Genomic DNA, 15,904 nt, shown 5'->3' on the forward strand with positions numbered 1-15,904 from the left:
CATGCCCCTAGGGTTGGAGCATGGCGACGAACAACCAGGGCTACGGCCGACCGGCCGACTCCCGGCGGGCACAGCAGGACCAGCAGTGGCACCGGCACGGCGACCAGGGATGGTGGGGCGACACGACCGCGCGGCACCCCCGGGCTGCCCCGACCCGCGGCACGGGCGACGCCTTCCACCCGGTGTGGGACCGGCCGCCCCGACGCCGTCGCGTGCTCGACGTCCTCCTGGTGCTCGTCGCGGCCCTGGTGGTCGCGGCCGTCCTCCTGTTCCTCTCGCTGTCCCTCGGCCCGTCCGCCTTCGTCCTCTGCGGGATCCTCGCGCTGGTTCCGCTGGGCATCTGCCTGCTCGGGCTGCGCTGGATCGACCGGTGGGACCCCGAACCGCGCGGGGCCCTGCTCTTCGCGTTCCTGTGGGGTGCCGGAGCGTCCGTCGCCGTGACCCTGCTGCTCGGCACCTATGTGGTGGAGCTGCTCGGGGACGCGCTCACCACCACCTCCCCCGACGTGATCGGCCCGGTGCTGCAGGCCCCGCTCGTGGAGGAGTTCGCCAAGGGCCTCGGCGTGCTGATCCTCGTCTACACACGCCGCAGCCACTTCGACGGGCCCGTGGACGGCATCGTCTACGCCGGGACGGTCGCGGCGGGCTTCGCGTTCACCGAGAACATCCTCTATTTCGGCTCCGCGGTGATGGACTCCGGCAACGCCGGCGCCCTCGTGGGGGTGTTCGTGCTGCGCGGACTGTTCTCCCCGTTCGCCCACGTCATGTTCACCGCCCTGCTGGGGTTCGTGCTCGGCTACGCGCTGACCCGTGGCGGCGGGAACGCGCGGATCCTCGGCGCCTTCGCCCTCGGGCTCCTGCCGGCGATCGCCGGGCACATGCTGTGGAACGGCGGCACGATCCTCCTGTTCGACAACTTCTTCCTCTTCTACTTCGTCGTGCAGGTGCCGCTGTTCGTGGCCGCCGTGATCGCCGTCGTCCTCCTCCGGCGCGCCGAGCAGCGCCTCACCGAGGCGCGCCTCGGCGACTACGCGCAGGCAGGCTGGTTCACGGCCGAGGAGGTGAGCATGCTCGCCACCCGCCCCGGCCGGGCACGGGCTCTCGCGTGGGCCAGGACCGTCGGGGCGAGGGAGGACATGCAAGCTTTCATCCGGACGGGGTCGCGCATCGCGCACACGCGCCAGCGGATGCTGGGCGGACGGCGCGACGGCGACTACGCGGCCGAGGAGCGCGCCCTCCTGGCGGAGGCGTCGCAGCGGCGGGCCCGGATCTTCGACCGGGCGTCAGCCGTCCGGTAGGTGCGGCGCGGTCGCCCGCTCACGGGTCGGGCGCGCACCTGCGGTCGGTGCCCGACGGCGGAACCCACCGCACGTGCCCACCGACCGCCCGGAGCCGGGAACGGAAAAGCTCCCGTAGGCCGTCGACGGCCTACGGGAGCTTCCGGAGGGGATACGGGGCGCCGCTCAGGCCAGCAGGGTCGGCTTGAGCTGCTGCAGGCGTCCGAGGAGGCCGTTGACGAACTTCGGCGACTCGTCGGTGGAGAGCATCTTCGCGAGCTCGACGGCCTCGCTGACGGCGACGCCGTCGGGGACGTCGTCGTTGTAGAGCAGCTCCCAGCTGCCGATGCGCAGGATCATGAGGTCCACCGCGGGCATGCGGTCGAGCGTCCACCCCTGCGAATAGGTGCTCAGGAACTCGTCGATCTGCTCCTGGCGCTCCAGGACGCCCTCGACGACGTCCACCGTGTAGTCCGCGATGACCATGTCCGTCTTCTCGCGGCGCGCACGGATGACCTCGAGGGCCGGCATGTCGCGCTGCGCGGACTCGAAGAGGATGTCCAGGGCCCGACGACGGGCCTTACTGCGTGCGCTCACTCGTTGACGCGTCCCAGGTACTCGCCCGTGCGGGTGTCCACCTTGACCTTGGTGCCGGTGCCGAGGAACAGCGGGACCTGGATCTCGTGGCCGGTCTCGACGGTGGCGGGCTTGGTGCCGCCCGTGGAGCGGTCGCCCTGCAGGCCCGGCTCCGTGTAGGTGATCTCCAGCGTCACGGACGCGGGGAGCTCGACGTACAGCGGCGAGCCCTCGTGCATGGCGATCGTGGCCATCTGGCTCTCGAGCATGAAGTTCGCGGCGTTGCCGACGGTCTTGCCCGGCACCGTGATCTGGTCGTAGTCCGTGGTGTCCATGAAGACGAAGTCCTCGCCGTCCTTGTACAGGTACTGGTAGTCACGGCGGTCCACGGTGGCCGTCTCGATCTTCAGGCCGGCGTTGAAGGTCTTGTCGACCACCTTGCCGGAGAGGATGTTGCGAAGCTTGGTGCGGACGAAGGCGCCACCCTTGCCGGGCTTGACGTGCTGGAATTCGAGGACGTTCCAGAGGTTGCCTTCGAGCTTCAGAACAGTGCCGTTCTTGATGTCGTTCGTGGTCGCCACAGATTCACTTTCGTCGGGTTCTCGGATGGATCGGCCGGCCGGGGCACAGCGGGCGCGCGGAGGCACGCCAAAAGTCCAGAGCCCAGTCTACCCCGTACGGCCCGGGGGCCGGGCGGCCGCGGTCAGGACGCGGTCAGCACGTGGTCAGGCCGTGGTCAGCACGTGGTCAGCACGTGGTCAGGACGTGGTCAGGACGCGATCTCCTGGTAGGCCGCGAAGAGGAGCGACGTGTCGGGGACCTCGAGCATGCCCGGCCTGCCGATGCCGTCCAGCACCACGAAGCGGAGGAGGTCGCCGCGGGACTTCTTGTCGCGGCGCATCCCGTCCAGGAGCGAGGCCCAGCGGTCGCGCCGGTACGTGACCGGCAGGCCGAGGGCCTCGAGGATGCTCCTGTGGCGGTCCGCGTCGACGTCGCTGAGCCGCCCGACCATCCGCGACAGTTCCGCGGCGAACACGAGGCCCACCGAGACGGCCGCGCCGTGGCGCCACGAGTACCGTTCGGCGAGCTCGATGGCGTGGCCCAGGGTGTGGCCGTAGTTCAGGTACTCGCGGCGGCCCGATTCCCGGAGGTCCTCGGAGACGATGTCCGCCTTCACGCGGATGGACCGCTCCACGAGGTCCCGCAGCACGGGCGAGCCCGCGTCGGTCGCCGCGGCCTGGTCCTGCTCGATCAGGTCGAGGATCACCGGATCCGCGATGAACCCGCACTTGACCACCTCGGCGAGTCCGGTCACGAGCTCGTTCTTCGGCAGCGTGCCCAGCGCGTCGAGGTCCACCAGGACGGCGGCCGGCGGGTGGAAGGCGCCCACGAGGTTCTTGCCCTCGGCGGTGTTGATGCCGGTCTTCCCTCCGACCGCGGCGTCCACCATGCCGAGCAGGCTGGTGGGCAGGTGGACCACGCGGACACCGCGCAGCCAGGTCGCCGCGACGAAACCGCCGAGATCCGTCACCGATCCCCCGCCGACGGTGACCACGGCGTCCGAGCGCGTGAAGTCGTTCTGGCCGAGGACCTGCCAGCAGAAGGCGGCCACCTGGATGTGCTTGCCCTCCTCGGCGTCGGGGATCTCGGCGGTCACGGCGGTGAAGCCGGCATCGGCGAGCTCGTCGCGGACGGTGTCGCCGGTGGCGCGCAGCGCCCGCGGGTGGATCACCAGGACGCGCCGCACGCGCTCACCGAGGATCGCGGGCAGCCGCCCGAGGAGTCCGTGCCCGACGACGACGTCGTACGAGTCTCCGGGCGTGCTCCCGGTGACGGGGATGATGGTGGGGGTCTCAGTGTCCATGGTGTGTCGTCCCGCTCTCGTGGTCCAGGTGGTGTGTCGCGTCGTGGGTCGCCGCCGACGTGGTGTCGCCGAGCCCGCCGTCGCGGCGGTGCAGGGCCGGCAGGGCCCGGAGTACCGCCGCGGTGACCGCGCGGACGGAGAGCCCACGCGTGTCGACGACGGTCGTGGCCAGCGCGGCATAGACGGGCCGCCGCGCGTCGTAGAGCTCCTGCCACCGCTCCGCCGGTCGCCCGGCCAGCAGCGGCCGGCTCGCATCGGCGCCGATGCGCGGCAGGACGGCCGCGAGGTCGGTGTCGAGGAAGACGACCGTCGTGTCCCGCAGCAGGTCCCGGGTCCGCGGGTGGAGGACGGCCCCGCCGCCCAGGGAGACGACGGCGTCCTCGTCGAGGGCCGCACGGACGACGTCGGCCTCGAGGGCACGGAAGGCCTCCTCGCCCTGGCCGGCGAAGATCCCGGCGATGCTCCCGTGCCGTTCGACGATCACCCGGTCGGTGTCGATGAACGGCGCGCCGATCCGTTCGGCGAGCATCCTGCCCACCGCCGATTTGCCGACCGCCATGGGACCCACGAGGACGACGGGCCTGGTCCCGTGCATCAGGCCCCTGCGGAGTCCAGGAACTCCGGGATGTTCTCGAGGTAGCTGCGCAGGTTGCGGGCGGTCTCGGCCAGCGAGTCGCCGCCGAACTTCTCGGTGACGGCCTCCGCCAGCACGAGGGCCGTCATGGCCTCGGCGACGACACCGGCCGCGGGGACGGCGCACACGTCCGAGCGCTGGTGGTGCGCGCGGGCAGCGGCGCCGGTGCTCACGTCGACGGTTTGGAGGGCCCGGGGAACGGTCGCGATGGGCTTCATGGCGGCGCGGACGCGGAGCGTGTCCCCGATGCTCATGCCGCCCTCGATCCCGCCCGCGCGGTTGCTGGTGCGGACGATCTTGCCCTCCGCGTTGCGCACGATCTCGTCGTGGGCCGCGGTGCCGCGTCGCGCGGCGGTGTCGAAGCCGTCGCCGACCTCCACGCCCTTGATGGCCTGGATGCCCATGAGGGCCGCGGCGAGGCGTGAATCGAGCCGCCGGTCCCAGTGCACGTAGCTGCCGAGGCCCGGCGGGAGTCCGTACGCGACCACCTCGACCACGCCGCCGAGCGTCTCGCCCTCCTTGTGGGCGGCGTCGACCTCCGCCACCATCGCGTCCGAGGTGTCACGGTGGAAGCAGCGCAGCGGATCGGTGTCGAGGGCGATCACGTCGCCCGGGGTCGGCAGGACGGCGTCCTCCGGCACCGAGACGTACCCGACGGCCACGGTGTGGCTGACGAGGCGGATACCGAGGCCCTCGAGGAATTTCGCGGCGACGGCCCCGAGCGCCACCCGGGTGGCCGTCTCGCGGGCACTGGCACGCTCCAGGACGGGACGGGCCTCGTCGAAGCCGTACTTCTGCATGCCGGTGAAGTCGGCGTGCCCGGGGCGGGGGCGGGTCAGGGGGGCGTTGCGGGCCGAATCGGCGAGATCCGCGGCATCCTGCTCGCCCAGGGGATCGGCGGACATGATCTTCTCCCACTTGGGCCATTCGGTGTTCGCCACCTCGATGACCACGGGGCCGCCCTGGGTCAGCCCGTGTCGGACGCCGCCCATGATGCGCACCTGGTCCCGCTCGAACTTCATGCGGGCGCCGCGCCCGTACCCGAGCCGGCGGCGGGCCAGCGCGTCCTGGATGTCGCCGCTCGTGATCCCCACCCCCGCGGGCATGCCCTCGATGATGCCGACCACGGCGGGGCCGTGCGATTCTCCTGCCGTCAACCAACGCAACATGGCTTCCATACTGCCATGCGGCGCGGTACACCTCAGCGCCGGACTGCACCCACTGCGTCACACATCACGCGCAGGACGGCGGCGCGGTCCGCGCCGGCCTCGGGGAAGAACAGCGCCACCTGCTCGACGGCCTGGTGGATCAGCATGTCGAGGCCGGGCACGATGCGCCCGCCGGCCTGCTGCCACGCCGCGGCGAGCCGGCTCGGCCAGGGGTCGTAGGCGACGTCGAGCAGCGTCCCGTCCGTGCGGAACCCCGTGTGGGCCGTGAGCTCGCGGGCCAGCGGGTCGGCGGCGCGCGGCGGCAGGGTCGAGACGACGACGTCGGACGCCGGCACGACCTCGGCCGCACGGGACCACGGGACGACGGCGACCTCCACCCCGAGGGCCGCACCGATGCGCTGGAGGTCCTCAGAGGCTGCGGGACGGCGTACGATCACGGACACCGCGCCGGCGCCGAGCTGCGCGAGCCCGGCCACCGCGGCGGCGGCGGTGCCCCCACCGCCCAGGACGACGCAGCGCTGCGGCGCACCTACGCCTGCCGCGGCGAGGGCGTGGGCCACCCCGGCGACGTCGGTGTTGTGACCGGTGAGCATGGGGTGCGGGCCGTCGCCGACGACCACCGTGTTGACGACGCCGAGGACGGCCGCCGGCGCCGTCGTGGTGTCGACCAGCCGTGCGACGGCGCCCTTGAGGGGCATCGTCACGGACAGCCCGCGCCATGCGGTGCCGGCGCGCAGGTCGTCGAGGAACGCTCCTATATGCGCCGCATCCACGTCGATCGCGGAGTAGGAGCAGTCGATGCCGAGCGCCCGGTACGCGGCCCCGTGCAGCAGGGGCGATTTCGAGTGCGCGATCGGCGAACCGATCACGGCGGCCCGGACCCCCCGGGCCGCCGTCGTGCCTTCCGGCACCACCTACTGGCACCGTCCCGGATTGTCGCCGCACCAGGCGTCGTATTCGGCGACGTAGCGCAGGTGCTCCGCGTACGTCTCCGAGAACTTGGTCTCCCCCGTGTCGAGGTCCACCGTCACCCAGAAGTAGAACGGCACGTCCGCGGGATTGACGGTCGCGTCGATCGCCTCGTCGCTCGGGGAGCCGATCGGCCCCTTCGGGAGCCCCGGGTTGGCGTACGTGTTGTACGGGTTGGAGGTGTCGTTCTTCTCCTCCTCCGTCAGCTGGTACGTCCGCGTCCCGAGCCCGTAGGTCACCGACGCGTCCGACTGGATCAGACCGTTGGTCTCCGTGTTACCCGGCTTCAGCCTGTTGTAGATGGATCCGGCGACCGTCGCGTAGTCGCCTTCCTGCGCTTCCGCCTGGACGATGCTCGCCACGGTCAGGATCTCGTACTGTTCGTCCGGGTCGGTGACGCCGTCCTGGGCGAGCCGGTCGGTGGTCGCCGTGACCAGCTCGGTGATGATGTCCGTGGCGGTGGCCTCGACGTCGAAGCGGTACTCGCCCGGATGCAGGTAGCCCTCGAGGGAGAGCGCCTGGGCGGGGAGCCCGAACTGCCCCGGGTCCTCGCCGAGGGCGTCGAACTCCGCCCGCGGGATGCCCGTGGACTCACTGAGGATGTCGAACACCTCGCCCTGCCGCAGGTCGCGGGCGATCGCGGCATAGGAGACCATCGTCGGGTCCTCGCCGAGGAGCGCCTCGGCGGCGGCGGCGGAGGACATCTGCAGGCGCATCTCGTACTCGCCCGGCTGGACCTCGCGGCCTTCGGCGATGGCGCTGAGCGCCGTCACGAACGTCGCGGAGTCCGCCACGATGTCGGCGGCTTCGAGGCCGGTCCCGATCGCCAGCGCCCCGGCGCCCTCGGGGACCGCGAACACCGTCTCTTGGCCGCCCGGTCCCGCATAGTCCTTGACGTCGTTGAACCCCAGGAAGTCGCGCAGCATGAGGGCGGCGCCGTACACCGTGCCGGCGAACACGGCGAGGACCACGAGCATGACGACGGTTCGGCGGAGACGGCGGCGCCGCTTCGCCTTCGAGGGAGGCCGCGCGGTGTCGCGGGGCGGCATGTCCTGCGCCACGAAGAACTCCTCGACCGGCTCGGGGTGGGCGTAGTCGTCCTGCCGGGCGTCGTCGTCGTGCCCGTCGACACCCTGGTCGACGGCCTGGTCTGCAGGGTGGTCCGCCGCATCGTCTGCGGCGCCCTGGGGGGCGGAATGGCGGTCGCTCACGACTCGGATTCCCTCCTGCTGGGCGTACTGTGTCTGATGACTGGCTCCTCCGTAGGGGTCGGCAGCGGGCCTTGGGCGCCCGCAGCGGCTCGCACAGGAACCGGATCCCCCACATCCCGTCCACGTGAACGTTGCGTATCGATGGCATGCTGGAGTATTTCGACGGCAGCCACCTGATCTACCACCTTACGATGATCACGGCTCCCGAGACCAGCGGCGTGCAGGGAACGGTGGGCCGACACCGTGCTCAGCCTCTCGTCCACCAGGCGTACCGGTAAGGGATGGGACTGCCGGAGGAGTTCGTCCACGAGCAGGCCCGCGTACTCCCGTGCCATCTCCGCGGAGGGGCCCTCCCGGCCGCTGAGGGTCTTCGGGAGTCCCACGATGATCTGCACGGCGCCGCGTTCCACGGCCTCCCGGACGAGGATCCGCAGGTCGCTGTTCTTCCGCGCATCCCGCTTGAGCGTGCGGATCGGCGTGGCGATCAGTCCGTCGCGGTCGCACCCGGCGAGGCCCACCCGGACCTGTCCGACGTCGACCCCGAGTTTCGGCCCAAAGGGGTAGGGAGCGCCGTCGGGTGTGCCGGACGCCGCTCCCCCGCCGTTGTCCTCCACGGGTGCCGTCAGCGCTCCGCGACCGCTGAGCGGATCGCCGACAGCGCGTCGGGGATGCGGGTGGCGTCCGAGCCACCGCCCTGCGCGACGTCGTCCTTGCCGCCGCCGCCCCCGCCGAGGATCTTCGCGGCGGTCCGCACCAGCGCACCGGCCTTGACCCCGGCGGCCCGTGCCGCCTCGTTGGTCGCGACGAGGACGAGCGGACGGTTCTGCGCGACGCCGGTTGCGGCGACCACCGCGGGCCCGGACCCGAGCCGGCCGCGCAGGTCCAGCACGAGGGTCCGCAGTTCGTCCGCGCCGCCGATCTCGCCGGCGTCGTGCGCGATCAGGCGCACGCCGTCGACGTCCACCGCGGTGTCGACGAGCGAGCCCGCGGCCAGGGCGAGCTGCTCCCTGCGGAGCCGCTCCAGCTCCTTCTCCGCGGCCTTGAGCTTGGTGAGCGTCGCCGACAGGCGGTCGGGCAGCTGCGCCGAGGGCACCTTCAGCATCTCGGAGAGTTCGGTGACGAGTGCCCGCTCGGCGGCGAGGTGGCGGAAGGCATCGAGCCCCACGAGCGCCTCGATGCGCCGGTTGCCCGAGCCGACGGACTGCTCGCCGAGCAGCGTCAGGCTGCCGATGAGCGACGTCGAGGGAACGTGCGTGCCACCGCACAGTTCGCGGGAGAACTCGGCGTTCATCTCGACGACGCGCACCGTCTCTCCGTACGCCTCGCCGAACAGCGCGGTGGCGCCGAGCGCCTTCGCGTCCGCGAGGGACATGATCTTCGTCTCGACCTCGTAGTTGTCGCGGATCGCGATGTTCGAGACCTCTTCGATCTCCGACCGCGCCCCGGCACTGATGCCCTCGCCCCAGGAGAAGTCGAACCGGAGGTAGCCGGCCTTGTTGAAGGAGCCGCGCTGCAGCGCCTCGGGGCCGAGGATCTCGTGGAGGGCGGCATGGACGATGTGCGTGCCCGAGTGCGCCTGCTCGCCCGCGTGGCGGCGCCGGCGGTCGACGGCGGCCGTCACCACGGCACCCGGGAACACCTCGCCCTCGCGCACCACGGCGCGGTGGACGCTCAGGCCCTTGACGGGACGCTGGACGTCGAGGACCTCGACCACGAAGCCGTTGCCCGTGATGAATCCGATGTCGGCGGCCTGCCCGCCTGCCTCGGCGTAGAACGGCGTCTGGTCGAGGACGAGTTCGATCTCGCTCCCCTGCAGTGCGCTCGGGACGGACTGGCCGTGGTCCAGGACGGCGACGATCGTGGCCTCCGTGGTCAGTTCGTCGTAGCCCGTGAAGACGGTCTGGCCGCGGCCGAGCAGCTCGGTGAACACGGAGAGGTCGGCGTGGCCGGCCTTCTTGCCGCGGGCGTCGGCCTGGGCGCGGTGGCGCTGCTCGAGCATGAGCGAGCGGAAGCCTTCGGCGTCGACGGCGAGCCCGGCCTCCTCGGCCATCTCGAGCGTCAGGTCGATGGGGAAGCCGTAGGTGTCATGGAGCGTGAAGGCGTCCTGGCCCGACAGCGGGCGCTGCTCGGAGAGGGACTCCCGCACGGCCTCCTCGAGGCGCGCGGTGCCCGAGGCGATGGTGCGCAGGAACGCCTTCTCCTCGGCGTAGGCGATCCGGCTGATGCGCTCGAAGTCGGCGTCGACCTCCGGGTAGACGCCCTTCATGGCGTCCCGTGAGGCGGGCAGCAGGTCGGGCAGGCAGGCCTTCTCCACGCCGAGGAGCCGCATGGCGCGGACGGCGCGGCGGATCAGCCGGCGCAGCACGTAGCCCCGGCCCTCGTTGGAGGGGGTCACGCCGTCGGTGATGAGCATGAGCGAGGAGCGGATGTGGTCGGCGACCACGCGCAGGCGGACGTCGTCGGTGTGGTGCGGGTCCTGCGGGGACTCGGAGCTGGTGTACGTCTTCCCGCTGAGCGCGGCGGCGCGGTCCAGGACGGGACGCACCTGGTCCGTCTCGTACATGTTCTCGACGCCCTGCAGGATCATCGCGAGGCGCTCGAGCCCGAGCCCCGTGTCGATGTTCTTCTTCGGCAGTTCGCCCAGGATCTCGAAGTCGTCCTTGCCGGTGCCCTCGCCGCGCTGGTACTGCATGAAGACGAGGTTCCAGATCTCCACGTACCGGTCGTCGTCGGCCTCCGGACCGCCGTCGGCCCCGTAGGCGGGACCGCGGTCGTAGAAGATCTCCGAGCAGGGACCGGCGGGGCCGGGCTGGCCGGTGGACCAGTAGTTGTCCTTCTTGCCCATCTTCTGGATGCGCCCGGCGGGGACGCCGACGACGTCGCGCCAGATCTCCAGGGCCTCGTCGTCCTCGTGGTAGACCGTGATCCACAGCTTCTCCGCGGGCAGGCCGAACCCGCCGTCGGCGAGATCGCTGGTCAGCAGCTCCCAGGCCATACGGATGGCATCGGCCTTGAAGTAGTCACCGAAGGAGAAGTTCCCGCACATCTGGAAGAACGTCCCGTGCCGGGCGGTCTTGCCGACCTCCTCGATGTCGCCGGTGCGGATGCACTTCTGGACGCTCGTGGCACGGCTGTAGGGGGCCGTCTCGCGGGCGGTCAGGTACGGGATGAACGGCACCATCCCGGCCACGGTGAACAGGAGGGACGGGTCCGAGGAGATCAGCGACGCCGAAGGCACGACCGTGTGCCCGTTCTTCTCGAAGTAGCTCAGCCAGCGGCCGGCGATCTCGTGGGACTTCATGGGAGCAGATCCTTCGGTGGGTGGTCCGGACACCCGGACGGGGGGATGGGACCCGGCGGGCTCGCGCGGGTCGCGGTGCGGGGCCCGCCGTGCCGGCCCGCCGCGCGGACCGTCAGGCCAGGCGTCGGCGGTCGGAGACCCGGCGGCACCGGCGATGCGTCGTCCTAGCGGAGGGAGCGGCGCGTCGCGGGGGCGTCCGCAGCGGCGTCCTCGGCCGCAGCGGTGGGAGCCGGCACGCCGAGGGCGGAGCGGAGATCGTCCTCCCGCTCGTTCATGGAGGAGCGCAGGGCATCGGCGAAATCGGCGATGCTGTCGCTGATCTGCCCGACGGCGCGGTTCAGGCCCTCGGGGCCGAGGTTCGCCTTGGCCTGGGTCACCTTGCGCACCGCGACCACACCGATCGTGATGCCGGCTGCCAGCCAGAAAGCTCGTCTGATCATCGTTGTCTCCGGTTCGTCGTTGGGTTAGCGGCTGCGGCGGCGGCGGGTGGGCGAGGTCCGGCCGGCGAGGGCCGAGCGGACGCCGTACGAGAACGCCGAGACCTTGATGAGCGGAGAGCCGACGGTGGCGGCGATCAGCGAGGACAGCGCCGAGATGTTCGCCGACGCGTCGGAGACGTTGGAGGTGATCCCGTCGACCGTCTTCAGCTGCCGGTGCGTGGTGCTCACGGTGCTCGTGACCTCTTCGATCAGCGGCGTGGTCTCGTCGGTGACGGTCCGGATGGCCGTGCGGAGCTCGTCGAACACGCGTCCAAGCTTCCAGATCGGAACGGCCAGCAGCAGGACCAGGACGGCGAACACGCCCGCAGCTATCAGGCCGGCAATATCTCCACCTGACATGGGCGGTCTCCTTTACGCATGGGTGCACCGCCGGAACGGGCGGGCAGGGAATTTCGTGCTCTTAGTACCTTACAGAACGAAGAGCCCGCGGCGGGTGCCGCGGGCTCTTCAACCACGCCTGTCGTTCAGGGCCGCGGGGAACCCGCGGACGTGGACGCTAGCGTGCGTAGTACTCGACGACGAGCTGCTCTTCGCAGGTCACGGGGACCTCGGAGCGCTTCGGGCGACGCACGAGGCGCGCCTGGAGCTTGTCGAGCTGGACGTCCAGGTAGCCGGGAACGGCGGGGAGGACGTCGCGGTGCGCACCGGCGGCGGCAACCTGCAGCGGGACCATGGTCTCGCTGCGGCTGTGCACGTGGATGAGCTGGCCTTCGGCCACCCGGAACGACGGGCGATCGACGCGCGCGCCGTCGACCATGATGTGGCGGTGGACGATGAGCTGGCGTGCCTGGGCGCTGGTGCGGGCGAACCCGGCACGGAGCACGAGGGCGTCGAGACGCATCTCGAGCAGTTCGATCAGGTTCTCACCGGTCAGGCCCGAGGTCCGGCGTGCTTCTTCGAAGACGCGGGCCATCTGCGCTTCGCGGATGTTGTACTGGGCGCGCAGGCGCTGCTTTTCGCGCAGACGGACGGCGTAGTCGCTGTCCTGCTTGCGACGCGCACGGCCGTGCTGGCCCGGCGCGTACGGCCGACGCTCGAGGTACTTCTCGGCCTTGGGAGTCAGGGCGATGCCGAGGGCACGCGAGATGCGGACCTTCCGGCGGGCACGTGTGTTGTTAGCCACGTCTACCTTTCGATGTTTTTGCGGCGAAGAAGCGGACTTGCGCCACGGGGGCGTCCGCACTTCCGGTGTCGCTGGCCTCCACTTGCGGAGAGCCGGGATTGGCCGCTTCCCGGTACTACAGTCCGCCGCGACCCTGGCCGCCCACCCGCACGCAGCAGCAGGAACCTGCTGCAGGGCACGGAGGATGGCTGGTACACGACGACTTGCCAGTCAGCGTTCAATGCTAGCAGCGCGAGGGCGGTGGGCCGAATCCCTCCGGCGGCCCGCCACGACCGGCGGGGACCCGGGACCTCACTTGCCGCGGATGATCCGTCGGAGCCGCGACAGGCGGGAGCCGATGTCCCGTTCGACCCCGCGGTCCGTCGGCTCGTAGTAGTTCCGGCCCACCAGGTCGTCCGGCGCGTACTGCTGCAGGGCGATCCCGTGCGGCTCGTCGTGGGAGTAGACGTACCCCTTCCCGTGGCCGAGCTGGGAGGCACCCGGATAGTGCGCGTCCCGCAGGTGGGCCGGGATGCCCTGACCGCGGCCCGCGCGGACATCCGCGATGGCGGCGTTGATGCCGTTGTAGGCCGCGTTCGACTTCGGCGCGGTCGCGATGTGCACCACCGCCTCGGCGAGGATGATCCGGGCCTCGGGCATGCCGACGAGCTGCACGGCCTGCGCCGCGGCGACGGCCGTCTGCAGCGCCGTCGGGTCGGCCATCCCCACGTCCTCCGACGCCGAGATCATCAGCCGCCGGGCGATGAACCGCGGGTCCTCGCCGGCCTCGAGCATCTTCGCCACGTAGTGCAGGGCGGCGTCGACATCCGATCCGCGCAGCGACTTGATGAAGGCACTCGCGACGTCGTAGTGCTGGTCACCGGCACGGTCGTACCGCAGGGCGGCGACGTCGACCGCCTTCTCCGCGTGCTGCAGCGTGACCAGCACGGGCAGGGCCTCCCGCCCCTCCTGGTCGTCGTCGCCGTCGGCCTCACCCTCGCTCCGGGAGCCGACGGCCGGGGCGTCACGCTCGGACTGCGCGACGCCGGCGGCCGCCTCGAGCGCGGTCAGGCCGCGCCGGGCGTCGCCCGCGGCCAGGCGGACGAGATGCTCGAGCGCCTCCCCGGACACCTCGACCGTCCCGGCGAGCCCGCGTTCGTCGTCGACGGCCCGCTGGAGCAGGCCCCGGATGTCGGCCTCGTCGAGCGGCCGCAGGGTCTGCAGGAGCGAGCGGGACAGCAGCGGGGACACGACCGAGAAGGACGGGTTCTCCGTGGTGGCCGCGATGAGGACCACCCAGCCGTTCTCCACCCCGGGGAGCAGGGCGTCCTGCTGGGCCTTGTTGAAGCGGTGGATCTCGTCCAGGAACAGGACCGTGGTCTGCCGGTACAGGTCGCGTGAGGTCAGGGCCTCGTCCATGACGCGGCGCACGTCCTTGACCCCGGCCGTGATGGCGGACAGTTCCACGAACTTCCGGCCCCGGCCGCGCGCGATCACGTGGGCGAGCGTCGTCTTGCCCGTCCCGGGCGGACCCCACAGGATCACGGACGACGGCGCCGCATGGCCACCGGGATCGTGCTCCCCCGCGAGTGTCCGCAGCGGCGAGCCCCGGCCGAGCAGGTGCTGCTGGCCCACGACCTCCTCCACGCTGCGCGGTCGCATCCTCACGGCGAGCGGGCTGCGGGGCCGCAGGCCCGCCGAGCCGCGCGTGCTGCCGGCGGGCGCGTCGTCCGACTCGTCGTCGTCGGCCGCGGCACTGAATAGATCATTCACGGCCCCAACGTTACTGTGGGCCACTGACGCGCGGGCACCCGCCGAGGCTCCTCCGGACGGACGGCGCCGGACTGCGCGCTCCACGAGAGGAAGCCCATGACCCCCAGCAGGTCCGTGCTCGTCGAGGCCGGGCGCCTCGAGGGGTGGCTCGCACGCTTCGAAGCACGGAACGGCCCCTTCAGTGTGCACAGTGCGCAGGCGATGCCGGAGCGCGCGGACGGCTCGGTCACGGTGACCGCCGTGAACGGCTGCATCGCGGTCCTGACCCCGCCCCTGCCACCTGGCACCCTCCCCGGGCCTGGACCGGAAGGTGCGGTGCGTGGGTCGGCGGAGGGCGCCGGCCCGGTCCTGGACCTGCTCCCGGCGGTGGACCCGGCCACCACGGTGGGGATCCTGCTCGTCCGGCGTGGCGGCTACTCGGTGGGCGTCGCGCGGGACGGCGGGGTCGTGTCCTCGAAGACGGGCACGCGCTACGTCCAGGGCCGGACGGCGGCGGGCGGCTGGTCGCAGCAGCGGTTCGCCCGGCGACGGGCCAACCAGGCGGACGCCCTCGTGGAGGAGACCGCGGCCCGCGCCGCCGCCCTCTTCGGCGCCCATCCGCCGTCGTGCCTGCAGCTCGGCGGCGACAGGACACTGGCGACGGGCGCCCTCGGCGAGCCCGTCCTCTCACGGTTCGCGGGCCTCCCGCAGGTCCCGTTCCTCACGGTGCCGGATCCCCGCTTCGCGGTCCTCAAGGAGGCGGCCCGCACGGCCCTGGCCGTGCGGATCACGGTGACCGACCCGCCCGGGGAGAGCCCGTGACCGGGTGGCCGAGCCGTGCCCCTGCGCGGATCGGACCCCGCGCCGCCGTGCGCCTCAGGCCCTCCGGGCGGCTGCCGCGCGGAGTGCGGTGATCGCCGCGGCGGCGTCGTCCGCCCCGTAGACCGAGGACCCGGCGACGAAGACCGTGGCCCCGGCGTCGGCGGCACGGAGGATCGTCTCCTCCGTGATCCCGCCGTCCACCTGGATGGCGAGCGGCTGTGCGGCCCCCCGGACGGCCTCGGCGGCCCGGCGGATCTTCGGCAGGGTCAGGTCCAGGAAGGACTGCCCGCCGAACCCCGGCTCCACCGTCATCACGAGCAGCAGGTCGAGCTCGCCCAGCATGTCCAGGTAGGGCTCCACCGGCGTGGCCGGCCGCAGCGCCATGCCGGCCTTCGCGCCGGCCTCCCGCAGCTCCCGGGCCAGCCGGACCGGGGCCGCCGCGGCCTCCGCGTGGAAGGTCACCGACGCGGCGCCGGCCTCGGCGTACGCGGGCGCCCAGCGGTCGGCGTCCTCGATCATGAGGTGCACGTCGAGCGGCAGCGGGCTGACCTGCTGGATCCTCCGGACGATCGGCAGTCCGAGCGTGAGGTTCGGCACGAAGTGGTTGTCCATGACGTCCACGTGCACGGCGTCGGCCGACGCGATGCGCTGCAGTTCGGCCTCCAGGTTCACGAAGTCCGCCGAGAGGATGCTCGGATTGATACGGAGATGCGTCACAGCCGTTCCT

At 71.7% G+C, this 15,904-nt stretch carries 16 protein-coding genes; 2 read left to right on the top strand and 14 right to left on the bottom strand.

Features of this window, described 5'->3' with window-relative positions; genetic code table 11:
- The first annotated feature begins 20 nt into the window (after positions 1–20).
- Positions 21–1,298 (top strand): PrsW family intramembrane metalloprotease, encoded by a 1,278-nt coding sequence (locus tag MWM45_RS09430; protein WP_247826233.1) that lies wholly within the window; start codon positions 21–23, stop codon positions 1,296–1,298.
- Positions 1,299–1,463: 165 nt separating this feature from the next.
- Here the strand turns inward: MWM45_RS09430 and nusB are convergent, their stop codons facing one another.
- The 13 genes from nusB to MWM45_RS09495 all read right to left on the bottom strand — a co-directional run bounded on the left by nusB (position 1,464) and on the right by MWM45_RS09495 (position 14,376).
- Positions 1,464–1,874: a transcription antitermination factor NusB gene (gene nusB / locus MWM45_RS09435; protein WP_043445544.1), complete on the bottom strand. Its 411-nt coding sequence runs from the start codon at positions 1,872–1,874 to the stop codon at positions 1,464–1,466.
- Positions 1,871–2,434 carry an elongation factor P gene (gene efp, locus MWM45_RS09440; RefSeq protein ID WP_104050627.1) on the bottom strand — a complete coding sequence of 188 codons (564 nt, stop codon included), beginning with the start codon at positions 2,432–2,434 and terminating at the stop codon, positions 1,871–1,873. Before efp ends, nusB begins: the two co-directional genes overlap by 4 nt.
- A gap of 188 nt (positions 2,435–2,622) precedes the next feature.
- Complete coding sequence (gene aroB, locus MWM45_RS09445; protein WP_043445549.1) at positions 2,623–3,717, bottom strand: 3-dehydroquinate synthase; 1,095 nt, start codon at positions 3,715–3,717, stop codon at positions 2,623–2,625.
- On the bottom strand, positions 3,707–4,312 hold the full coding sequence (locus MWM45_RS09450; RefSeq protein WP_247826234.1) for a shikimate kinase: 606 nt from the start codon (positions 4,310–4,312) through the stop codon (positions 3,707–3,709). The genes aroB and MWM45_RS09450 overlap by 11 nt, the downstream gene beginning before the upstream one ends.
- Entirely contained in the window at positions 4,312–5,520 is a 1,209-nt protein-coding gene (gene aroC / locus MWM45_RS09455) for a chorismate synthase (protein WP_247826235.1), read from the bottom strand. The genes MWM45_RS09450 and aroC overlap by 1 nt, the downstream gene beginning before the upstream one ends.
- Before the next feature lie 32 nt (positions 5,521–5,552).
- Complete coding sequence (locus MWM45_RS09460) at positions 5,553–6,434, bottom strand: shikimate dehydrogenase (RefSeq protein ID WP_247826236.1); 882 nt, start codon at positions 6,432–6,434, stop codon at positions 5,553–5,555.
- A complete protein-coding gene (gene mltG / locus MWM45_RS09465) occupies positions 6,435–7,700 on the bottom strand; it encodes an endolytic transglycosylase MltG (RefSeq protein WP_247826237.1) in 1,266 nt (421 codons plus the stop codon).
- Positions 7,697–8,314 (bottom strand): Holliday junction resolvase RuvX, encoded by a 618-nt coding sequence (ruvX, locus tag MWM45_RS09470; protein ID WP_247826238.1) that lies wholly within the window; start codon positions 8,312–8,314, stop codon positions 7,697–7,699. The genes mltG and ruvX overlap by 4 nt, the downstream gene beginning before the upstream one ends.
- Positions 8,315–8,322: 8 nt before the next feature.
- Positions 8,323–11,001, bottom strand: a complete 2,679-nt coding sequence (gene alaS / locus MWM45_RS09475) for an alanine--tRNA ligase (protein WP_247826239.1) — start codon at positions 10,999–11,001, stop codon at positions 8,323–8,325.
- 164 nt (positions 11,002–11,165) lie between these two features.
- Positions 11,166–11,441, bottom strand: a complete 276-nt coding sequence (locus tag MWM45_RS09480) for a hypothetical protein (RefSeq protein WP_247826240.1) — start codon at positions 11,439–11,441, stop codon at positions 11,166–11,168.
- Between the two features lie 24 nt (positions 11,442–11,465).
- Positions 11,466–11,840: a DUF948 domain-containing protein gene (locus MWM45_RS09485; RefSeq protein ID WP_247826241.1), complete on the bottom strand. Its 375-nt coding sequence runs from the start codon at positions 11,838–11,840 to the stop codon at positions 11,466–11,468.
- A 157-nt stretch (positions 11,841–11,997) separates the two neighbouring features.
- Positions 11,998–12,624, bottom strand: coding sequence for a 30S ribosomal protein S4 (gene rpsD, locus MWM45_RS09490; RefSeq protein WP_043445565.1), 627 nt, complete (start codon positions 12,622–12,624; stop codon positions 11,998–12,000).
- Between the two features lie 291 nt (positions 12,625–12,915).
- Positions 12,916–14,376, bottom strand: a complete 1,461-nt coding sequence (locus MWM45_RS09495) for a replication-associated recombination protein A (RefSeq protein WP_247826242.1) — start codon at positions 14,374–14,376, stop codon at positions 12,916–12,918.
- Positions 14,377–14,472: 96 nt separating this feature from the next.
- Here MWM45_RS09495 and MWM45_RS09500 point away from each other — a divergent pair, with 96 nt between their 5' ends.
- On the top strand, positions 14,473–15,177 hold the full coding sequence (locus MWM45_RS09500; RefSeq protein ID WP_247826243.1) for an acVLRF1 family peptidyl-tRNA hydrolase: 705 nt from the start codon (positions 14,473–14,475) through the stop codon (positions 15,175–15,177).
- Between the two features lie 54 nt (positions 15,178–15,231).
- On the opposite strand, the gene rpe is transcribed toward MWM45_RS09500, so the two are convergent.
- Positions 15,232–15,894 (bottom strand): ribulose-phosphate 3-epimerase, encoded by a 663-nt coding sequence (rpe, locus tag MWM45_RS09505; protein ID WP_247826244.1) that lies wholly within the window; start codon positions 15,892–15,894, stop codon positions 15,232–15,234.
- Positions 15,895–15,904: the final 10 nt, after the last annotated feature.

It is taken from the genome of Arthrobacter antioxidans (genome assembly GCF_023100725.1).
Taxonomy (GTDB): Bacteria; Actinomycetota; Actinomycetes; order Actinomycetales; family Micrococcaceae; genus Arthrobacter_D; species Arthrobacter_D antioxidans.

What these genes read in the sequence shown, in the direction of transcription:
- MWM45_RS09430 (WP_247826233.1), top strand. Translation starts at nt 21, where the DNA reads ATGGCGACGAACAACCAGGGCTACGGCCGACCGGCCGACTCCCGGCGG.
- aroB (WP_043445549.1), bottom strand. Translation starts at nt 3,717, where the DNA reads ATGGACACTGAGACCCCCACCATCATCCCCGTCACCGGGAGCACGCCC.
- MWM45_RS09450 (WP_247826234.1), bottom strand. Translation starts at nt 4,312, where the DNA reads ATGCACGGGACCAGGCCCGTCGTCCTCGTGGGTCCCATGGCGGTCGGC.
- aroC (WP_247826235.1), bottom strand. Translation starts at nt 5,520, where the DNA reads ATGTTGCGTTGGTTGACGGCAGGAGAATCGCACGGCCCCGCCGTGGTC.
- alaS (WP_247826239.1), bottom strand. Translation starts at nt 11,001, where the DNA reads ATGAAGTCCCACGAGATCGCCGGCCGCTGGCTGAGCTACTTCGAGAAG.
- MWM45_RS09480 (WP_247826240.1), bottom strand. Translation starts at nt 11,441, where the DNA reads ATGATCAGACGAGCTTTCTGGCTGGCAGCCGGCATCACGATCGGTGTG.
- MWM45_RS09485 (WP_247826241.1), bottom strand. Translation starts at nt 11,840, where the DNA reads ATGTCAGGTGGAGATATTGCCGGCCTGATAGCTGCGGGCGTGTTCGCC.
- MWM45_RS09500 (WP_247826243.1), top strand. Translation starts at nt 14,473, where the DNA reads ATGACCCCCAGCAGGTCCGTGCTCGTCGAGGCCGGGCGCCTCGAGGGG.